General features: G+C 59.7%; 20 protein-coding genes and 1 pseudogene. 13 read left to right on the top strand and 8 right to left on the bottom strand.

Going from position 1 to position 16,812, the window contains the following annotated elements; all coding sequences use genetic code 11:
* From RM533_RS09840 to RM533_RS09810, 7 genes are all read left to right on the top strand, one after another.
* Nucleotides 1-212 (top strand): hypothetical protein (locus tag RM533_RS09840; RefSeq protein WP_311341064.1); only part of this gene is annotated, 212 nt, incomplete at its 5' end.
* Between the two features lie 10 nt (nt 213-222).
* On the top strand, nt 223-513 hold the full coding sequence (locus RM533_RS09835; RefSeq protein ID WP_311341063.1) for a WGR domain-containing protein: 291 nt from the start codon (nt 223-225) through the stop codon (nt 511-513).
* 219 nt (nt 514-732) lie between these two features.
* The gene (locus RM533_RS09830; RefSeq protein ID WP_311341062.1) at nt 733-1,053 is read left to right on the top strand and encodes a helix-turn-helix domain-containing protein; all 321 of its coding nucleotides are present in this window, start codon (nt 733-735) and stop codon (nt 1,051-1,053) included.
* Nucleotides 1,054-1,660: 607 nt separating this feature from the next.
* Nucleotides 1,661-2,578 carry a DMT family transporter gene (locus RM533_RS09825; RefSeq protein ID WP_311341061.1) on the top strand — a complete coding sequence of 306 codons (918 nt, stop codon included), beginning with the start codon at nt 1,661-1,663 and terminating at the stop codon, nt 2,576-2,578.
* A gap of 297 nt (nt 2,579-2,875) precedes the next feature.
* A complete protein-coding gene (locus RM533_RS09820) occupies nt 2,876-3,241 on the top strand; it encodes a PRC-barrel domain-containing protein (RefSeq protein ID WP_311341060.1) in 366 nt (121 codons plus the stop codon).
* 68 nt (nt 3,242-3,309) lie between these two features.
* Nucleotides 3,310-3,501: a DUF3008 family protein gene (locus tag RM533_RS09815; RefSeq protein WP_311341059.1), complete on the top strand. Its 192-nt coding sequence runs from the start codon at nt 3,310-3,312 to the stop codon at nt 3,499-3,501.
* A gap of 134 nt (nt 3,502-3,635) precedes the next feature.
* Nucleotides 3,636-4,046, top strand: a complete 411-nt coding sequence (locus RM533_RS09810; protein WP_311341058.1) for a hypothetical protein — start codon at nt 3,636-3,638, stop codon at nt 4,044-4,046.
* Between the two features lie 137 nt (nt 4,047-4,183).
* Here the strand turns inward: RM533_RS09810 and dmeF are convergent, their stop codons facing one another.
* Nucleotides 4,184-5,152: a CDF family Co(II)/Ni(II) efflux transporter DmeF gene (gene dmeF / locus RM533_RS09805; RefSeq protein WP_311341057.1), complete on the bottom strand. Its 969-nt coding sequence runs from the start codon at nt 5,150-5,152 to the stop codon at nt 4,184-4,186.
* Nucleotides 5,149-5,376, bottom strand: coding sequence for a metal/formaldehyde-sensitive transcriptional repressor (locus RM533_RS09800; protein ID WP_432265058.1), 228 nt, complete (start codon nt 5,374-5,376; stop codon nt 5,149-5,151). The genes dmeF and RM533_RS09800 overlap by 4 nt, the downstream gene beginning before the upstream one ends.
* A gap of 94 nt (nt 5,377-5,470) precedes the next feature.
* On the opposite strand from RM533_RS09800, the gene RM533_RS13705 reads away from it, so the two are divergent.
* On the top strand, nt 5,471-5,884 hold the full coding sequence (locus RM533_RS13705; protein ID WP_432265055.1) for a YkvA family protein: 414 nt from the start codon (nt 5,471-5,473) through the stop codon (nt 5,882-5,884).
* Between the two features lie 32 nt (nt 5,885-5,916).
* Here RM533_RS13705 and RM533_RS09790 read toward each other — a convergent pair whose 3' ends face one another.
* The 4 genes and pseudogenes from RM533_RS09790 to RM533_RS09775 form a co-directional block, all read right to left on the bottom strand.
* Entirely contained in the window at nt 5,917-6,630 is a 714-nt protein-coding gene (locus RM533_RS09790; RefSeq protein WP_311341056.1) for an RES family NAD+ phosphorylase, read from the bottom strand.
* The gene (locus RM533_RS09785) at nt 6,627-7,043 is read right to left on the bottom strand and encodes an MbcA/ParS/Xre antitoxin family protein (protein WP_311341055.1); all 417 of its coding nucleotides are present in this window, start codon (nt 7,041-7,043) and stop codon (nt 6,627-6,629) included. Before RM533_RS09785 ends, RM533_RS09790 begins: the two co-directional genes overlap by 4 nt.
* 305 nt (nt 7,044-7,348) lie before the next feature.
* A pseudogene (locus tag RM533_RS13700) lies at nt 7,349-7,414 on the bottom strand (hypothetical protein); the annotation flags it as partial.
* A 56-nt stretch (nt 7,415-7,470) separates the two neighbouring features.
* Nucleotides 7,471-7,866: a hypothetical protein gene (locus RM533_RS09775; RefSeq protein ID WP_311341053.1), complete on the bottom strand. Its 396-nt coding sequence runs from the start codon at nt 7,864-7,866 to the stop codon at nt 7,471-7,473.
* Nucleotides 7,867-7,933: 67 nt separating this feature from the next.
* Between RM533_RS09775 and RM533_RS09770 the strand changes: the two genes are divergently transcribed.
* Nucleotides 7,934-8,338 carry a MerR family transcriptional regulator gene (locus RM533_RS09770; RefSeq protein ID WP_311341052.1) on the top strand — a complete coding sequence of 135 codons (405 nt, stop codon included), beginning with the start codon at nt 7,934-7,936 and terminating at the stop codon, nt 8,336-8,338.
* Here RM533_RS09770 and RM533_RS09765 read toward each other — a convergent pair.
* Nucleotides 8,335-9,675 carry a dihydrolipoyl dehydrogenase family protein gene (locus tag RM533_RS09765; protein WP_311341051.1) on the bottom strand — a complete coding sequence of 447 codons (1,341 nt, stop codon included), beginning with the start codon at nt 9,673-9,675 and terminating at the stop codon, nt 8,335-8,337. The genes RM533_RS09770 and RM533_RS09765 overlap by 4 nt on opposite strands.
* Before the next feature lie 156 nt (nt 9,676-9,831).
* Here RM533_RS09765 and RM533_RS09760 point away from each other — a divergent pair, with 156 nt between their 5' ends.
* Nucleotides 9,832-11,967: a TonB-dependent receptor gene (locus tag RM533_RS09760; protein ID WP_311341050.1), complete on the top strand. Its 2,136-nt coding sequence runs from the start codon at nt 9,832-9,834 to the stop codon at nt 11,965-11,967.
* Nucleotides 11,967-13,082 carry a PepSY-associated TM helix domain-containing protein gene (locus RM533_RS09755; protein WP_311341049.1) on the top strand — a complete coding sequence of 372 codons (1,116 nt, stop codon included), beginning with the start codon at nt 11,967-11,969 and terminating at the stop codon, nt 13,080-13,082. Before RM533_RS09760 ends, RM533_RS09755 begins: the two co-directional genes overlap by 1 nt.
* A gap of 137 nt (nt 13,083-13,219) precedes the next feature.
* Here the strand turns inward: RM533_RS09755 and RM533_RS09750 are convergent, their stop codons facing one another.
* Entirely contained in the window at nt 13,220-14,467 is a 1,248-nt protein-coding gene (locus RM533_RS09750; RefSeq protein WP_311341048.1) for a class I SAM-dependent methyltransferase, read from the bottom strand.
* A gap of 107 nt (nt 14,468-14,574) precedes the next feature.
* Between RM533_RS09750 and RM533_RS09745 the strand changes: the two genes are divergently transcribed.
* Both RM533_RS09745 and RM533_RS09740 read left to right on the top strand, forming a co-directional pair.
* Nucleotides 14,575-15,474 carry a class I SAM-dependent methyltransferase gene (locus RM533_RS09745; RefSeq protein ID WP_311341047.1) on the top strand — a complete coding sequence of 300 codons (900 nt, stop codon included), beginning with the start codon at nt 14,575-14,577 and terminating at the stop codon, nt 15,472-15,474.
* A complete protein-coding gene (locus tag RM533_RS09740; protein ID WP_311341046.1) occupies nt 15,465-16,790 on the top strand; it encodes a PQQ-dependent sugar dehydrogenase in 1,326 nt (441 codons plus the stop codon). Before RM533_RS09745 ends, RM533_RS09740 begins: the two co-directional genes overlap by 10 nt.
* The last annotated feature ends 22 nt before the right edge of the window (nt 16,791-16,812 follow it).

Raw genomic sequence — 16,812 nt, 5'->3', positions numbered from 1 at the left:
TAGCATTTCAGGTCATCAAAAACAATAACTGGCGGAATGCTGCGTTCAAATCAGGACGGACGGTCCGTTACGGAATCCTTGATGATCGAGTCCTTGCGGACAATTCCAAACCTACGCGTGGGACAGGGTTAGAAGGCAGTGCACATGGCATGCTTAATCGAAAATTTGAATCACAGGGCAGGGCGGTGATTCAGTTTCTGCGTTGGATTTGAGAGTTTCGGTGTGAGCAATGTTTTTGTCATGGCAAAGCACTTCGAATGCCGCGAGCACTGGCGGGCTGTCGATACCGCGCGCAACATCGCACGCGACTATCAACTCACGGTCACGCTCGACCTGTTTGGCTGGACCGTCGTCGAACGTCACTGGGGCCGCATAGGTTGTAACGGGAAGGGCGCGCGCGACAGCTTTCCGAACGCCGCATCGGCACGGCAATTTGTCGATGCAGTTCGTCGCCGACGCGGAAGCGCCAAGCACCGGATCGGCATAGCATATCGGCCGGTTGAACAGGCTTAGGCAACCGACTTCTTACATACGGTAGGTCTGGTTTCATGCGGTTTGCGGAGAATAGGCTCCCCAATATCCTCACGAACTGCGGTGAATGTATTGGGGGAGGTGGAGATTGACGTCTACATTTACTGCAGGAATTGAGAAGTCGACGAAACGGATATCGACGCCGCAGCGCGAGATCGACCTCGTGCGCGAGCGGATCAAGCGATTGAAGGAGATGCTGGAATGACCGAACCGAAGGACGACATCGAACTGGTGCGCGGGTCCGGCAATGTCTTTGCCGATTTCGATGTGCCCGATGCGAGCCTGTGCCAGCTTCGTGCGATCCTCGCTGCCGAAGTGGTCAAGACGCTCGAGGAGGAGAAGCTGTCCGTCCGCGACGCCGAGGGACGCACCGGGATCGCGGCGGCCGATTTCTCGCGTATCCGCCAGGTCAAGCTCGACCGCTTCACCGTGGACCGGCTGATGCGTATCCTCGACCGGCTCGACCGCGATGTTCGCGTCAAGGTATCGGTTGCGGTACGGACCGAGCACCTCGCGGCATGAATCAACTCGTTCGGTAATTTTAGCGGCCCGTCGGTGCGCGGGCCGCGCATCCAGCGCACGGAATCAGAACAGGCCTAGCTGATTGCGCATCGGATCCCCGAAGCCGATATCGAGCGGCTTCTGGTTCCGGAGCGACAGCATCGGCATGTCGGCGCGGCATCGCAGCTTCATGGTTCGCCTACGATATGGCCAGCGGGACGAGAGGCAGCGACCAAACTCACGATTGTCAGTCTGGCGCGGCAAGAATGGAGCGACCATCACTAGCGAGGCTTGCGCCGCTGAACTTTACATGAATCCCGATATATGAACGGCAAGCATCTGATTTAACATAAGAAAGATTATCGTTCTAGCGGCTCAGTCCGGTCTGCCGTTCTGTACCTTTCCCGGGAACGCTTGTGCGCGTATCGCCTCCCACCTTTCAATTCTCATCGCTCGAATACCTGCGATCGGACTCTGAGGCAGCGTTGAGAAACAGGAGCAGAGGTCGTTGAGGCACGGAGGTATCTGACCCGACCGGCTCGCATCCGATCACAGGACGCCGACCGCGATAGGGAAACAGGGCGATAATTTGCGAACAAAACCCCGCGTGTTAAGTCTTTGCAGTATCATGGTATCCGAGAGACGATCGACCACTCCTGCGGTTGTTGTGCAGCTTTTGCTGGGCATGGCGCTCTTTGGCAGTGCGACGCCGCTCAGCAAGTTAATCGGGCAGCAATTCTCGGTCTTCACGGCATCATGCATGCGAATGCTGATCGCTTGCCTGGTCCTTGCCCCATTCACGTGGCTGCTGACGAAAAGGTTTGGCAACGCGCAGCGGTCGGACTGGTGGGTGATTGTCGCGATTTCACTGTTCGGGATGGTCGGTTTTACCGCAGCCATGCTTTTCGGCATGCGCCTCACTACCGGCGTAATCGGCTCCACAATCATGAGCGCAACTCCGGCAGTTACTGCCGCTGGAGCCGTAGTTTTCCTCGGTGCCGCAATGAATTGGCGGACGTCAGGAGCATTGGCGCTGGCAGTTGCGGGAATAGTGGCAATCAATCTGCTGCGAACGGAAGGCGACGGTGCTACGGAAGCTCCGATCCTTGGGGCAGCGCTTGTCGCAATGGCCGTGTGTTTCGAAGCAGCCTACACCCTGCTTTCACGCAAACTGTCCGACGGAATCAGCTCGCTGGAGGCCACTCTTGCCGCGTCGTTCATTGCTACCTTGCTCTTCGTTGTTCTGGCTTTTGCCTTCGATTCCCGACCGTTCGATTTTTCCGGCGTAGGTCGGGATGGTTATTTTGCGCTCGCCTTCTGGGGCGCGGCCACAGGAGGGCTCGCCCCTGTCCTATGGTATAATGGCGCGCGCAAAGCGCCAGGAGCACTTACGGCAGGTACGATGGCGGTTATGCCCCTTAGCGCACTTGTCTTGTCTTATGTGTTGCTCGACGAACCCTTTCGTTGGTTTCACCTCTTGGGCTTCGGGTTGGTCTTCTCAGGGCTTGTCCTGATGATAGTCGAGCATTCCAAGCCGACAGATTAGGGTCCGGACGAATTCGCAGCGTTGTCACTGTGCGATCGTGCAGCGCCCCTGCAAGTTGTGGGTTTATTTGACGCGGTTTCCTGCCGCGCTGTCAGACCATCCTCGACGAAAAAACTGGCCTGTCGTTCGAGCGCCTAGCTCATTTTCAACAAGATCAGCCTACTGCTTTAATGACTAACCTTTGTTATTACAGCGTATTTTTCTGAAGAATAGAGAAACCGTCGCCGCCGCTCGAGCGTTACCGCGCTAGGATCGAGTCCCGCGTGGCAAATGTAGAATGGAAAGGAAGTTATCGCGATGTCGCATGAGAAGATGAGAAACAGCGATCTGATTGGCAGCGATCGGGTCGAAGGAACGGCGGTCTATGGGTCCGATGGCGACAAGATCGGTACTGTCGAACGTGTCCTGATCGAAAAGCGCGGCGGACAGGCCCGCGATGTCGAAATTTCGGTGGGTAGCTTCCTTGGTATGGGCGGCGAACTACACAGTCTACCTTGGGAGAAATTCGACTACAATACCGACCTCGATGGCTATCAGCTCGACGTGACCGAGGATCAGTTAAAGGGCGCGCCAACCTACAAGAAAAGCGAGCGCGACACCGCTTATGACCGCGATTACCAGACGCGGTCGTACGAGTATTGGGCGGTCAGACCTTACTGGTAACGAGGATCACGCATTTCGCGCGCACGGCGTGTTGAACAGCATGTTGAGTGTAGACAGGAGAAATTGCCATGCCGGCAAAATCGAAAGCGCAGCAAAAGGCTGCGGGAGCGGCGCTATCCGCCAAGCGCGGCGAGACCAAGGTGGGCGATCTGCAGGGCGCGTCGAAAGACATGTACGATTCGATGAGCGAGGACGAACTCGAGGACTTCGCCAAGGGCGAGCGCGAGGGAAAACCCGAGCACGCCGACAAGGACGATTGATTGTCGGTATCGCCGTGCCGGAGTTTTGTCGATTTGCGACCGGGCTGCCGCCCTGCTCAATACGTGATACAAGCGCCAAGTTCCGCGCGTCCCGATCCAATACTCTGATCGGGAGACTAGAAAGGTTTTAAGCAATGGCGGAGGCTCACGCGGTCCGCTTCGATGACACATTGAATACGTCGGAAGGTATAATACTGGACGCCATGCGATGCTGGCGAGATGCCAAGGATAATGGCGAAGCGGTCCAGCCCTGCGTATATCGGACGCTGGCGCGGCATCGGCTTGAAATTCTGGCCCCGGTTTTTGATAGCCTCATGACTATTTGCGAAGCGGCTATGAAGCGATCGATTATTGCGGGTGAAGACGGCTATCCAAGCAGCGACGAGACCGCCCTGATCGATATGCTTCTCGATCCCGAGGAGGGGCAAATTCACGTCGGTCGCATTCAAGAAGATCGCATTTTGTTGAATTGCGCGTTGCGTTCGACACGGTTGATGATGGAGCAGGCTGTCACAGGGGTATCGACGGGCCGCCTACGGCAATAGCAAATCAGCCCTGTCCGCGGATGGCCTGGACCGCTTCCAATTTACATGCAAAGGCAGCCATCGCCAGCCCGAATGCCTGCGTAGTGATCAGTAAAATGTGGTCATCATCTTCAGCATTAGGTGGGCGGCATTGCCTGTCATGCCGCTTCAACCGGCAAGGCATTCACTTCGACCGTGACATGCGAGAGGCCGGCGTGGCGAGTCAGTTTCTCGCGGTATGTTTCCGGCTTTTCGGCGCTCTTCGTTGTAAGCGCGACGATCGCCGCCTGATGACCCGGCCCTAGCTGCCAGACATGAAGATCCGTTATCCGATCTCCATTTTCAATAACGAGCGCACGGATTTTTTCCTCGAGCGGATCGTCTGCCTGTCGGTAGTCGAGCATCGTCGCAGCCGTGTCCCGCATCAGGCCCCATGACCAGCGCGCGATGACGAGGGCACCAACGATACCCATCAGCGGATCGAGCCAGATCCATCCATAGAGGCTGCCCGCAATCAGGGCGACAATCGCCAAAACCGAGGTCAGTGCGTCGGCGAGAACATGCAGATAGGCTGCGCGCAAATTCTGGTCGCGGCCGTGATGACTGTGCCCGTGCCCGTGCCCTTGGTCGTGATGGTGTGAATGACCGTGATGATGGTTATGATCCTCGCGCAAAAGCCATGCGCTCACCAGATTTACGATCAAGCCAATTACAGCCACTAAAATCGCTTGCGGGAAGCTGATCGGAATCGGATTGGCCAGTCTCACGACACTTTCCCACCCGATCAATAGCGCCACCAGTGCCAGCACAATTGCGCTCGCGAAGGCTGCGAGATCGCCGACCTTTCCGGTTCCAAAGGTGAAACGCGGGTTTCGAGCGTTCCGCCTTGCATAGAGATAGGCCAGGGCGGCAATGAGCATCGCGGCCGCGTGGGTGGACATATGCCAGCCATCGGCAACCAGCGCCATCGAGCCATAGATAGTCCCGGCGGTAATCTCGACGATCATCATCACCGCGGTCAGGGCGATGACGAACCAGGTGCGGCGCTCATTACGTTCGTGATTGTCGCCCAGAAAGACATGGTCGTGTTCATGCCGGGATGTGCCAATATCTTGGGGCCCGGTCATTTCAGATACGTCCTGATGACCTGGATCAGATCGCCCGCGCCCTGGCCGCGCGCTTTGTCGCTATCGGTTTCAGGATTGGAGACGTGCTCGCGAATGTGATCTTCGATCAATTCCACCGTCAGGCCGTTCACCGCACCGCGAACCGAGGCGACGAGATTGAGTATCTCGCCACATGGCGCCTCGCTCTCCAGTGCCCGTTCGACGGCTTCGAGCTGGCCCTTCAGCCGCCTTACCCTTGCGAGAAGTTTTTTATCCGAACTAGTATGTGAGATGGCATAGGGGGCTACCCTATATTCTTAACCATGGCCAGCAGATTGTATGCCTTGGAGTCAAGCAAAGGGCGATAGCGGGAATTATGCTGGAGCAACTGAAAGCCTGGGCGCGGGCGATCAAGCTGACGTGATCGCGCTCAATCTCGCCATCCGCGACAGACGCACGCCATTGCTGGCTAAGGTGATCGCGGTGGGAGTTGTGGCTTATGCTCTAAGCCCGATCGACCTCATTCCCGATTTCATTCCCGTTCTCGGATATCTCGATGATCTGGTAATCCTGCCACTGGGGATCATGATCGCGGTCCGGCTCATCCCGCCGCCTTTGATGGCGGAATATCGAAAGCAGGAATCCGGCTACAGCCAACTTCCTTCAAGCCGCGCCGGGATCGTCATTGTGATAATGGCTTGGACCGCAGGTGCATCGATGTTGGGATTGTTCGCGCTCCACTATTCCAGTTGAGAAGCCGCTGCCGAAGATTTGCATCTCGCATGTTACACGAACCGAAACACTTCCCCAGTCCCGGTATCGCGATAGAGATCAACCCGCTCCCCATCCCAATGATAATCGAGATGGCGACCCTGGATCGCATGTGCGGCGAGGTCGGGATAGAACAGGCCTGCGCACTCGCCGCCTTCGCGCCTCACGCTCGGATAAACCACGCCGTTCGATCCGGCTGCCCGTAATTGCCGTCCAAGCGTTTGGCTTGCCGAATAGTCATCAGTGTTCGCGGCTTCGCCAAATCGTCTTTCATCCGCGCGGAGATCATGCAGGCGCGCATCTATGTCCATCACGACCTCGCGGAATTGTGATGTCCAGCCCGGTGCTTCGTTCGTGCTCGCCATGAAGCGGCCATGATGATGGATGGTTTCGAGCAGCGCGACCTCGAAGCTTTTGCCCGCATAGAGCACACCATAGCTGCCATCGCTGAATCGCGTCGGCCGGTCCTGGCTGACATGGGTGAACGGCGCCATGAGATATGTCGCGCCCGAACCGCCGACACGCCGATCTTGCGGTACGAGGTCGAGGTTGCCGATATTTTCCATTAATCTCGGATTGGTCTTTTGCTCTGCAGATATGAGCAGCGGCCAGTCGGCGGGATCGGCAATATCCTCGAACAAATCGATCGGCGGGTGAATGCTGCGGATGATACGGACCGCGCCTTGCCATTCGATGGTGGAAACCGGGACCGTGTCGGGATCGATCACCAGCCGCCACGCTCGGCGTCGAGATAGCGGCGCACCCGCATCAAATCGGTTAGTTCGCCGCCCAGCATGATATCGAGCGCCGAGCGATTCTGGAATGCGCTATTGGGTGCCTTGATCCAGTCATAGGCGCGCCGTGTCTCACGAAACATATAGCGCAGCGCCTTGTGAATGCCGATCAGGTTGGACAATCGCGCCTTGCCGTCGCGATCGATCCGGCCAGGTTGACCGTCGGCTTTCCAGCGGCGGTAAGACCGCACGGGGAGGTCGAGCAGTGTGGACGCTTGTTCGTCGGTGACATCCCATTTTCCGAACAGGTTAACCACCGCACGAAACATCGCAGCGGCCTCGCCATCGGTAATCGGTACGGGCCGAAAATCACGGATCGTGGTGTCGACCGGTTGAAATGCAGTCATCGTGATGCTCCTATATGGCATCGTATAGAGCATATAGTGCCATTTGGCAAACCTCATCCGTTGTGGCGGGGCGAACCATGTGAGAGGTCCGCAAGCAGGCGTTGCGGGCATCGACCAGCGCCAAGAGCGGAAAGACGAAAAGCGCCAGGCTCTCGACGATCAAACAGCCGTCTCGTAGGCATCGTGGACGATGCGAGTCTCTACTGCGACGTGCAGCACGTAGAACCGCTGCCATTTTCCCGCGCCTCCTGAATGGGCGGGCATGGCACATCCCCATAAGAGCAGAAGACGCAGCAGTCTCCGGCCAGCGGCTTCAGCCTTTTGTGGCAATGCGGGCACTCGTAGAAAAACCAGCATGCGTTTGTCGGCATGGTTTCGGTCGTCACCACTCCGCAACAGGGGCAAGTGATCGTGGAAACAGTCTGCATCACGCTCCTCCTAGTGCGCGCATCAGCGGTTGTTCAATAAAGCCCCATAGCGCGGACAGGCCGATCATCGTCGTGGCAATCAGCAATACCAGTCGCGTAGCGCCGTTATGGACAGGCTTTTCACAGCCATCGGCGCTGCAGACGCGCGCTTTGCGCAAGTGAAGGAACCACCCTAGGGCCACGAGTAGGAAGGCCGCGACCGTGAGGGGCAGATGGAAGGGAACAAACCATCCCAGCCCTCCAGCGCCGAGCCCGAAAGCGACGAGGACCAAGGGCAGGACGCAGCAAGCAGCCGCGGAAAAGAGCGCCGCCGCACTCGCCAGGACTCCGACGCCGGCCACCCCGCGATCGCTTACACCTCTGGCGTCGTCATATTCGACAGCCTGCTCGGTCATCTTTGCCTCCATTCGATTCGATCCCTATGTACTTCCTGTAGTAGATATAGGTTCAAGGAGATTCGGCATGGGCGGCCTGTCGATAGGTGAATTGGCGCGCAGGACCGGGGTCCATATCGAAACAATCCGGTACTTCGAGAAGATCGGCATGCTCGATGCGCCGGATCGAACACCGGGGGGACACCGGGTGTTCGACGACGGCCACCTCCGCACGCTCAAGTTCATCAAACGGGCGCGGGAACTTGGCTTTGCCCCGACCGAAGTGCGCACACTTCTCGACCTGGACGGTCCTGCCGAAGCGTGCTGCGACGAAGTGCGCGCAGTTGCGGTTCATCACCTCGAAGAAGTCCGGCGCAAGATCGACGATCTCACCCGTCTGGAACGCCATCTTGCCGCGACGGTCGAGCGATGTTCGGGCGGTCACGTGCCCGACTGCGCAGTCATCGATATGCTGGAAACCGGCCGGCCCTAGAGCATATATCCGATATCCGACGCGCCAGTCGGATATGCGAACATTGTCGTCTTCAGATCTTCAACGGTGAGCCCATGGCGGATCGCCAGGCCGAAGATATTGATAACCTCGTCTGCGTGGGGTCCGACGAGGTGCGCGCCCAATATCCTCCCTGTGTCCTCATCAACCAGTGTCTTGTAGCCGTAGACAGCTTCGGCGACCCGCCTGGCAGTAAACCAGTCAGAGGCGCGCTCGCACTTGAGACGAAGTTTCAGCCCCGCTTCGATCGCTTCGGCCTCGGTGAGGCCGACCCGGGCGATAGGCGGAAGGGTAAAGGCGACGCTCGGTACACCTTTGTAATCGGGCTCGCGGTGATTGCCGTCGACAAGATTGGCCGCGACAACTTTTGCATCATGGCTGGAAACCGGCGTGAGTGGGGGCCCGTTCGAAGCGGCATCTCCGGCCGCGTAGACGCCCGGATTGCTCATGCTTTGCAGAAATTCGTTCAGTTTCAGCTTTCCGTTTTCGGCTGCGATCCCGGCCTTTTCGAGATCGAGCCGCTCGATGGCGGGAACTCTTCCTGCCGCGTGAACGACAAGATCGGCGGCAACCTCGATCGGACCGCCCTCGCCGCTCGCGTGGACCACATACGCTCTGCCCCGTTTTCGAATGGCATTGACAGTCGTATCGGTAATCACGCGGATACCGATCCGATCGAACGCATCCATGAGCCAACCCACCAGTTCGGGTTCGAACTGCGTCAACATTCGCGGTCCTCGTTGGAGGATCGTGACCTCGGCTCCCGCACGGGCGGCGATATGGGAAAACTCGGCAGCGATGTATCCGCCCCCGACCAGAACGATGCGCTTCGGCAGCGAAGGCAGTTCGAGAAAGCCCTCATTGTCGGTCAGGTACTCTTCACCTGGGATGGCCAGCGGTATCGGCCTGGCTCCTGAGGCGATCAGGATTTTGCGGTATCCGATTTCCCGGTCGCCGACGCAGAGCCGATTAGGCCCCATGAATGTTGCCGTTCCATGCAAGGTTGCAATGCCAGCCTCTTCATATCGGCGCTCATGCTTGTCCGGTACGGGATCGGTAAAGCTGCGCTTGAACCGGATGAGATCGGGCCAGGCGATTCGCACGTCACCCTCGACCCCGTGACCCGTCATTCGCTGTTTCGCGTCGATCGCTTCCGCGCCGGCCACCAGCATTTTCTTAGGATCGCAGCCGCGTAGCGCGCAGGTGCCGCCGAACGGCTTCTCGTCGACGACCGCAACGCGCCAGCCTGCTTTCGCAACGCGCATGGCGCAAACCATGGCTGCCGTACCCGTGCCGATGATTACCAAGTCGTATTCCATAGCAATTCTCCTACCTGCTTAATGAAGCTGGAGTGGCTACGGGTTCCGGCTTTGATGCAGCCCCCAACTCATATCCTTCGCTGGGGACTTCAAAATGCTATTGCGACTAACTCGCATTCACAATAGTGGCCCCCTTCAAGAACGGAAGGAGTCTCCATGCATAGTTATCTCGCCGGCGCCCTAGCGCTCGTCCTCGCCACCCCGGCACTGGCCCAGACCGCCGGGCAGGAAGACGCCGAAAACGAACGCAGTTCGAGCGAAAACGCACCGATAATCGTTACGGCTGCACGCACACAATTGCCGGCGAGCGCCCTGCCCCTGACAGTCGATGTGATCGATAGCGAGGCGCTCGATCGGCAGGTTCTGATATCCGGCTCGACGGTCGATGCGGTCTCCGCCCTCTTGCCATCCTTTTCACCTACGCGTGAAAAACTGAGCGGTTCAGGAGAGAGCCTGCGCGGTCGCTCGCCGCTCTACGCGATCAACGGCATCCCGCAATCGACGCCCGTGCGCGACGGCTCCCGCGATGGCTATACCATCGATCCGTTCTTCATCGACCGCGTCGAGGTCATCTACGGCTCCAACGCCTTGCAGGGCATCGGCGCGACCGGCGGTGTGGTGAACCAGGTCACGGTGGGTGCTCCGAGCGAAGACGGCATCGCCGTTCGGGCTCTCGCGCAAATGACCCTACCGGACGGATTCGACGGCGAAGGGATCGGCGCCAAGACCGGTGCCCTCATCGGCTACCGCGAAGGCGCCATCGATGCGAGTTTCGGAGCAACATTGGAGCGGCGCGGTGCCTTCTTCGACGGGGCAGGCAACCGGATCGGAGTCGACGGAACCCAAGGCGAAATCCAGGACAGCGACAGCTGGTCGGTGTTCGGCCGGTTGGGATACGAACTGGCGAGCGGTGCCCGGTTCGAACTGGTGGCCAATCGCTATGAGCTCGAGGGTAACGCCAATTATGTACTCGTCCCCGGCGATCGCGCTGCCGGTATTCCGGCGACCAGCGAGCGAGGAGTGACGCCTGGCGATCCGCCATCGAATACCGCCGAACTGCTATCCGCATCGCTCATTGATCCCGATCTCGGCGGTGGCACATTCGTCCTGCAGGGTTTCTACAGCCGGACCGACGACGTCTTCGGTGGCGGCGTGTTTGGCGTGTTCCAGGATCCCGCCATTGCTCCGCCCGGTGCTCTGTTCGACCAGTCGGCCAACCAGTCGCGCAAGCTGGGCGGCAAGGTCAGCTACGAACGTTCCGTTCCCGGCTTCGAGGACCTCGTTCTGACCGCCGGCTTCGATGTCCTGTTCGATCGGACCGAGCAGTCGCTGGTCCAGACCGATCGTGTGTGGGTGCCGCGCAGCGATTTCCGCAGCCTCGCGCCATTCGTCCAGGGCAATCTCGCGCTGGCCGACGGACTCGTCCGCCTGGCTGGTGGCCTGCGCTACGAAAACGTTCAACTGTCGGTCGACGACTTCGAGACTCTGGCAAGCTACGGCCCGGTCCAGGTGGAAGGTGGCTCTCCCTCTTTCCAGGACCTGCTCTGGAATGCCGGCGTTATCGTCGAGCCCATTGACGGCCTGCGCGCCTATGGCAGCTATGCCGAGGGTTTTACGATTGCCGACGTCGGCCGGATCCTTCGCGGTGTTACCCAGCCGGGCGTGGACGTGGACGATTTCCTGTCGCTCGAACCGGTCGTCTCAAACAATCGCGAACTGGGAATCGAATGGGATCGCGGCCCATTGAAGGCTTCGGCAAGCTATTTCTGGTCGTCGAGCGATTTCGGCTCGCTGCTCGTGCTTCGCGGCGGTGTGTTCGAAGTGGAACGCCAGCCGATCGAGATCGAGGGTTTCGAGGCCAGCCTCGATTGGCAGACACCCCTGCCCGGGTTTTCGCTCAGCGGCGGTTATGCCAATCTGTCCGGACAGACCGACGGCGATGCCGACGGCCAGGTCGATGAGGATCTCGACGGGGCGAACATTTCGCCCGATCGCGTCAATCTGGCCGCCGATTACACGGCGGGCCCGTTCAGCGCTCGCGCACAGGCCCGCTTCTATCTTTCGCGCCAATTCAACGATACCGCGACGGAGACGGATTTCGAAGGCTACACGCTGCTCGACGCCTTCATTGCGTACCGCACCGAAATCGGCGAATTCTCGCTCGCCGCGCAGAACCTCACCGATGAATTCTATATCACTTACGACAGCGATACCGTCCGGGTGACGGACAATAATCGGTTCTTTGCGGGGCGCGGACGCACCTTCACGCTGGCATGGCGCGGTGACTTCTGATGACGCTGCTCTCATGGCTGCATCGCTGGACGGGCGGAATTGTCGGGCTGCTGCTCGCCATTCTCGGCCTGTCCGGCACGGTGCTGCTGTGGGAAGATAGCTGGATTCTGCTGCCCGGGGCTGGCGATCCCGTAGCCAACGATCCGGCCATGCTTGGCCGCTCGGTCGCCGCGGCGCTGGCAGCGGGACCCGAGCTGTCGCGTCTCACTTTCGCAAGCGAGGAGATTGGATTGCACCAGGCTGTCTATGCCGACGGCAGCGGCGCCTATTTCGCGCAGGACGGCGCCCTGGTCGATCGCTGGGCCAGCTTCTGGGAACGGCCCGAACTGTGGCTGTTCGATCTCCATCACTACCTGCTGATGGGCGAGACCGGCAAGACCGTCACCGGCATTCTCGGCCTCTTGCTCCTAGCATTCTGCATTAGCGGTCTGGTCCTGTGGTGGCGCACCCGAAAGACATTCCGCTTCCGCCTGTGGCCCGCCCGCTTCACTGCAAGCGCCGTGGTCCGCCATCATCGCGACCTGGGAGCCGTCGCATCCCCGCTGCTGATCCTGGTGGCATTTACCGGGGCCATGATGGTCTTCCCTGCCATTTCGGGTTGGCTTCTTTCGCCGCTGGCACATGAGATGCAAGATGTCATCCTGCCCGACGACCTGACCGCCCAGTCGGCGCAGACCGACTGGGCGCTGGTCATGACGCGGGCGCAAGCCGCCTTCCCGGATGCCGAGCCGCGGAGGCTCATGTTGCCCGCCAAAGCAGGAGCGCCGATAGCTATTCGGTTCCGGCAGAATTTCGAATGGACGCCCAACGGCCGCACCTATGTCTGGCTCGACCCTGGCGGTGCCAGGATCGTGGGCACGAGCGACCCCGCCACGCAGGATATGGCTTCCGCGGTGACCGAAAAGTTTTACCCGGTCCATGCCGGAAAGGTCGGCGGTCTGGTCTGGCGGCTGCTCTTGACCGCAAGCGGATTGGCTCTGGTGCTCCTGGGCGCGCTGGCTACCTGGAGCTTCTGGACAAGACAAGCTACCGATATATCGAGCAAAAGAGCAGGAAGGTGGAGCAGCGAGATTTCAGTACGCACCGCTGATTCCTCAGGGTCGCCGGGTTCCTAAGCGCCGCTAATCCTCCAAGGGTCGCGAACCTTTCGAAGAAGGTCTTCGCGACTCATTGCAAGGAATAGACTGGTTTAATGTCCGCGCGGTTTGGAGTTCGATCGGATCAGGTTTCGCAAGAACCTTGTCGGCTTCTATTACCTGTCTCGCAACGCCCCCTCTGCCTCGTCGATGTATCCGCCTGTCAGGGGCAGGGCCCTGCGATCGCGGCAATACTGAATCTGGTAATTGCACATGCCGCCATGTTCGAAAGCCGCCGTGGCTCCGGCGAGATAGAAGGTCCACATGCGATAGAAGCGCGCATCGAACATTGCCTCGATCCGTTCGCGATTGGCTTCGCAACTGGCATACCAGGCGCGCAGCGTTCTGGCGTAATGCAGCCGCAGCATCTCGACGTCGCTGGCGATGAGACGGTATTTCTCACTCGCCGCGACGGTTTCGGAAAGCGCCGGGATATAGCCGCCGGGGAAGATATATTTGCGCGTGAAAGCATCGGTTGTCCCCGGAGTGCCGATCCGGCCGATCGTGTGGAGCAGCATCACCCCGTCATCCGCGAGCATATTGGCGCAGCAGCGAAAAAATGCTTCGAATTGCGGGCGTCCGACATGTTCGAACATGCCCACCGAGACGATCCGATCAAAGCGCTGGCCACGTGCGGCGAGGTCGCGATAATCGACCAGCTCGAACTTCACGCGGTCGGAGACACCCGCTTGCTCGGCGCGGGTCCGAGCGAGGCTTAGCTGCTCCTCGCTGAGCGTAATGCCCGTGACGCGCAGGTCTATTTTTCGGGCGAGATAGATTGCCATTCCGCCCCAGCCACAGCCGATATCTAGAACCTCCTGGCCCGGAGCGAGCGCGAGCTTCGCGGCGATATGGGCGAGCTTGGCCTCCTGCGCCTCGGCCAAGGTCTCGACACCATCGTCCCAATAGGCGCAGCTATATTGCATGTGCTCGGCGTCGAGCATCAGCTGGTAGAACGCATTCCCGATATCGTAATGATGCGCAACATTGCGCTGCGAGCCGATCCGCGAATTCACTGAATCGAGCGCGAAGGCGGCATGGTTGCGCCATCGCCGCAAACGGCTCGGCCCGCCGATTGAGCCCCCGCGGTCCCACGGCGCATTGGCGCGCAACAGTTCGACCAGCTCCATGATCCCGCCGCGCTCGACAAGCAGCCGCCCGGCCATGAACGTCTCCGCCGCGCCCAGCCGCGGGTCGAGGAGTATGTCCCGCGAGACCTTCCGGTCGACAAATCGGATGACGACATCCGGAAAGCCTTCCGCGGGCTTGCCGAAATTCTCGTTCGAACCATCGCCAAAATGCACCATCAAGGTTCCGCGCTCGACGATGCCGGAAAGATAGCGAGTGATCAGACGCTTGCTCATTCAGGCACTCCACGCTGCGCGGCACTCCGCCACCAAATCTCTGATTTTCTATGCTATCTACAGAGCAACTCGGAACAAGTCCCCGGCCACACGGATTGGAACCGGTGATGATCGTTCCCTGTTTCCGACCGCAATCGTGCGATGTTTCTGGTCACTATGACGAACTCGATCGTGTCTATCGCGAGGTCTGGGGTGAACATGTTCATCACGGCTATTGGCGATCGGGCGATGAGCGGACGAGCGAGGCAGTTGACGCACTGGCCGATTTGGTCTGCGAACGTATGGAACCTGCAGCCGGGCAACATTTCTGCGATATCGGATGCGGCTATGGCGCGACGGCCGAGCGTCTTGCGACGACCTATGACGTGGAGGTAACAGGCCTCACGATTTCGAACGAGCAATATGCGCGGGCAGCGCAGCGGACTGGCAGCATTCGATTTCTGCTTCGCGACTGGCTGGACAACGATCTGGCGGAACAGTCCTTCGACGGTGCCTACGCGATCGAGAGCACCGAACACATGTCCGACAAGCAGCAATGCTTCGACGAGGCCTGCCGCGTCATCAAGCCCGGCGGGAAGTTGGTGATCTGCGCCTGGCTTGCATCGGATAGCGCGCGCGCATGGGAGGTCCGCCATTTGCTCGAGCCGATCTGCCGCGAGGGACAACTTCCCGGAATGGGGACGCGCGAGGAGTATGTCGACTTCGCCGAACGCGCTGGGTTCGAACTTCTCTCTTTCGAGGATATCAGCCGCCAGGTAAGGCGGACCTGGGACATTTGCCTGCGCAGGCTCATGAAACGGCTCGCCACCGACAGTTCCTATCGTAAACTTGTCACCAGCAGCGAGACGCGCAACCGCAGCTTTGCACTAAGCTTACCCAGGTTGATGCTTGCCTACCGGACCGGTGCCATGCGCTATGGCCTGTTCACGTTTACGCGGCCGGGTGGCGAACCCGCCGTGCGCGGCGTATCCGAACCCGAATTGCAGAAGGAGGCTCCATGCGCCTGAACGCTCTTTCAACCGGCCTTGCCTCGCTTGCTCTTGCCGGATGCGGTCATGTGGCCGACATACCGGTCGAAGCCGCAAGCGGCCGGGCACCGCAGATAGTCGAACCGGCCGAGACCCTTCTGCCGACGTTCGATGTTGCCCCCGCCACCGGTTGGCCCGACGGCACCGCGCCCGTGCCGGCACAGGGCCTGGCGGTCACGCCATTCGCCGTAGGGCTGGATCACCCTCGCTGGCTCCATGTTCTGCCCAACGGCGATGTCCTCGTCGCGGAATCCGCAGCGCCGCCGCAGCCCGAACTCGGAAAGGGTATCAAGGGTTTTTTCATGAAGCTTTTCATGAAGAAGGCGGGTTCTGCGGTCCCAAGCGCTAACCGTATCACGCTTTTGCGCGATACGGACGCTGACGGTGTCGCTGATATGCAGACGCCCTTTATCACCGGTCTCAATTCGCCGTTTGGAATGGCGCTTGTGGGGTCCGATCTCTACGTCGCCAATACCGACGCTGTCCTGCGTTTCCGCTACGAAGCAGGCGCCACGAGCATTGCCGGCCCGGGCGAGACAATCGCCGCCCTTCCCGCCGGACCATATAATCAGCACTGGACGCGCAGCCTCGCCGTCAGTCCCGACAACACGAAGCTGTATGTAGCCATCGGTTCGGCGAGCAACATCGGCGAGTACGGGCTGGTGCACGAAGTCGGCCGCGCCGCCATTCGTGAGATCGATCTACGCACCGGTGCCGAACGGCTGTTCGCCAGCGGTTTGCGCAATCCGGTCGGCATGGCGTTCGAACCGGAGAGCGACCCGCTCTGGACGGCGGTCAACGAACGTGACGAGCTTGGGTCGGATGTCCCTCCTGATTACATGACAGCGGTCGAGGATGGCGGCTTCTATGGCTGGCCTTATTCCTACTGGGGCGATCATGTCGACGAGAGGGTCGAGCCCCAACGCCCCGATCTGGTCGCCCGAGCCTTGATACCCGATTATGCGCTCGGACCGCACACCGCATCACTGGGGTTGGCATTTACTGATCCTTCCAACCCGGCACCGCTTGGCCTGCAAGGCGCTTTCGTGGGTCAGCACGGCTCGTGGAACCGCAAGCCGCCGAGCGGCTACAAGGTCGTGTTTGTTCCTTTTGACCAAGGGCGACCCAGTGGGCCGGTTTACGATATCCTCACCGGCTTTCTCGGTGCCGAGGGGGACGCTTACGGGCGACCCGTCGGGGTCGCCCTCGACGTACGAGGAGGACTGCTGGTGGCAGACGACGTCGGCAATACGGTCTGGCGCGTGACGCAAAGCAGCCAACCAGTAGCGCAATAGCGCGGCCCTCTCTCGTCGTTCA

The sequence above is a fragment of the Croceicoccus esteveae genome, assembly GCF_031846435.1.
Taxonomy (GTDB): Bacteria; Pseudomonadota; Alphaproteobacteria; order Sphingomonadales; family Sphingomonadaceae; genus Croceicoccus; species Croceicoccus esteveae.
Note: the sequence above shows the minus strand (reverse complement) of the source record. Positions and strands in the feature narration are given on the sequence as shown.

Bases quoted from the DNA above. Each gene is read 5' to 3' on its own strand.
- RM533_RS09830 (WP_311341062.1), top strand. From the start codon at position 733: ATGACCGAACCGAAGGACGACATCGAACTGGTGCGCGGGTCCGGCAAT.
- RM533_RS09825 (WP_311341061.1), top strand. From the start codon at position 1,661: ATGGTATCCGAGAGACGATCGACCACTCCTGCGGTTGTTGTGCAGCTT.
- RM533_RS09820 (WP_311341060.1), top strand. From the start codon at position 2,876: ATGTCGCATGAGAAGATGAGAAACAGCGATCTGATTGGCAGCGATCGG.
- RM533_RS09815 (WP_311341059.1), top strand. From the start codon at position 3,310: ATGCCGGCAAAATCGAAAGCGCAGCAAAAGGCTGCGGGAGCGGCGCTA.
- RM533_RS09810 (WP_311341058.1), top strand. From the start codon at position 3,636: ATGGCGGAGGCTCACGCGGTCCGCTTCGATGACACATTGAATACGTCG.
- dmeF (WP_311341057.1), bottom strand. From the start codon at position 5,152: ATGACCGGGCCCCAAGATATTGGCACATCCCGGCATGAACACGACCAT.
- RM533_RS13705 (WP_432265055.1), top strand. From the start codon at position 5,471: ATGCCTTGGAGTCAAGCAAAGGGCGATAGCGGGAATTATGCTGGAGCA.
- RM533_RS09785 (WP_311341055.1), bottom strand. From the start codon at position 7,043: ATGACTGCATTTCAACCGGTCGACACCACGATCCGTGATTTTCGGCCC.
- RM533_RS09775 (WP_311341053.1), bottom strand. From the start codon at position 7,866: ATGACCGAGCAGGCTGTCGAATATGACGACGCCAGAGGTGTAAGCGAT.
- RM533_RS09770 (WP_311341052.1), top strand. From the start codon at position 7,934: ATGGGCGGCCTGTCGATAGGTGAATTGGCGCGCAGGACCGGGGTCCAT.
- RM533_RS09765 (WP_311341051.1), bottom strand. From the start codon at position 9,675: ATGGAATACGACTTGGTAATCATCGGCACGGGTACGGCAGCCATGGTT.
- RM533_RS09760 (WP_311341050.1), top strand. From the start codon at position 9,832: ATGCATAGTTATCTCGCCGGCGCCCTAGCGCTCGTCCTCGCCACCCCG.
- RM533_RS09755 (WP_311341049.1), top strand. From the start codon at position 11,967: ATGACGCTGCTCTCATGGCTGCATCGCTGGACGGGCGGAATTGTCGGG.
- RM533_RS09750 (WP_311341048.1), bottom strand. From the start codon at position 14,467: ATGAGCAAGCGTCTGATCACTCGCTATCTTTCCGGCATCGTCGAGCGC.
- RM533_RS09745 (WP_311341047.1), top strand. From the start codon at position 14,575: ATGATCGTTCCCTGTTTCCGACCGCAATCGTGCGATGTTTCTGGTCAC.
- RM533_RS09740 (WP_311341046.1), top strand. From the start codon at position 15,465: ATGCGCCTGAACGCTCTTTCAACCGGCCTTGCCTCGCTTGCTCTTGCC.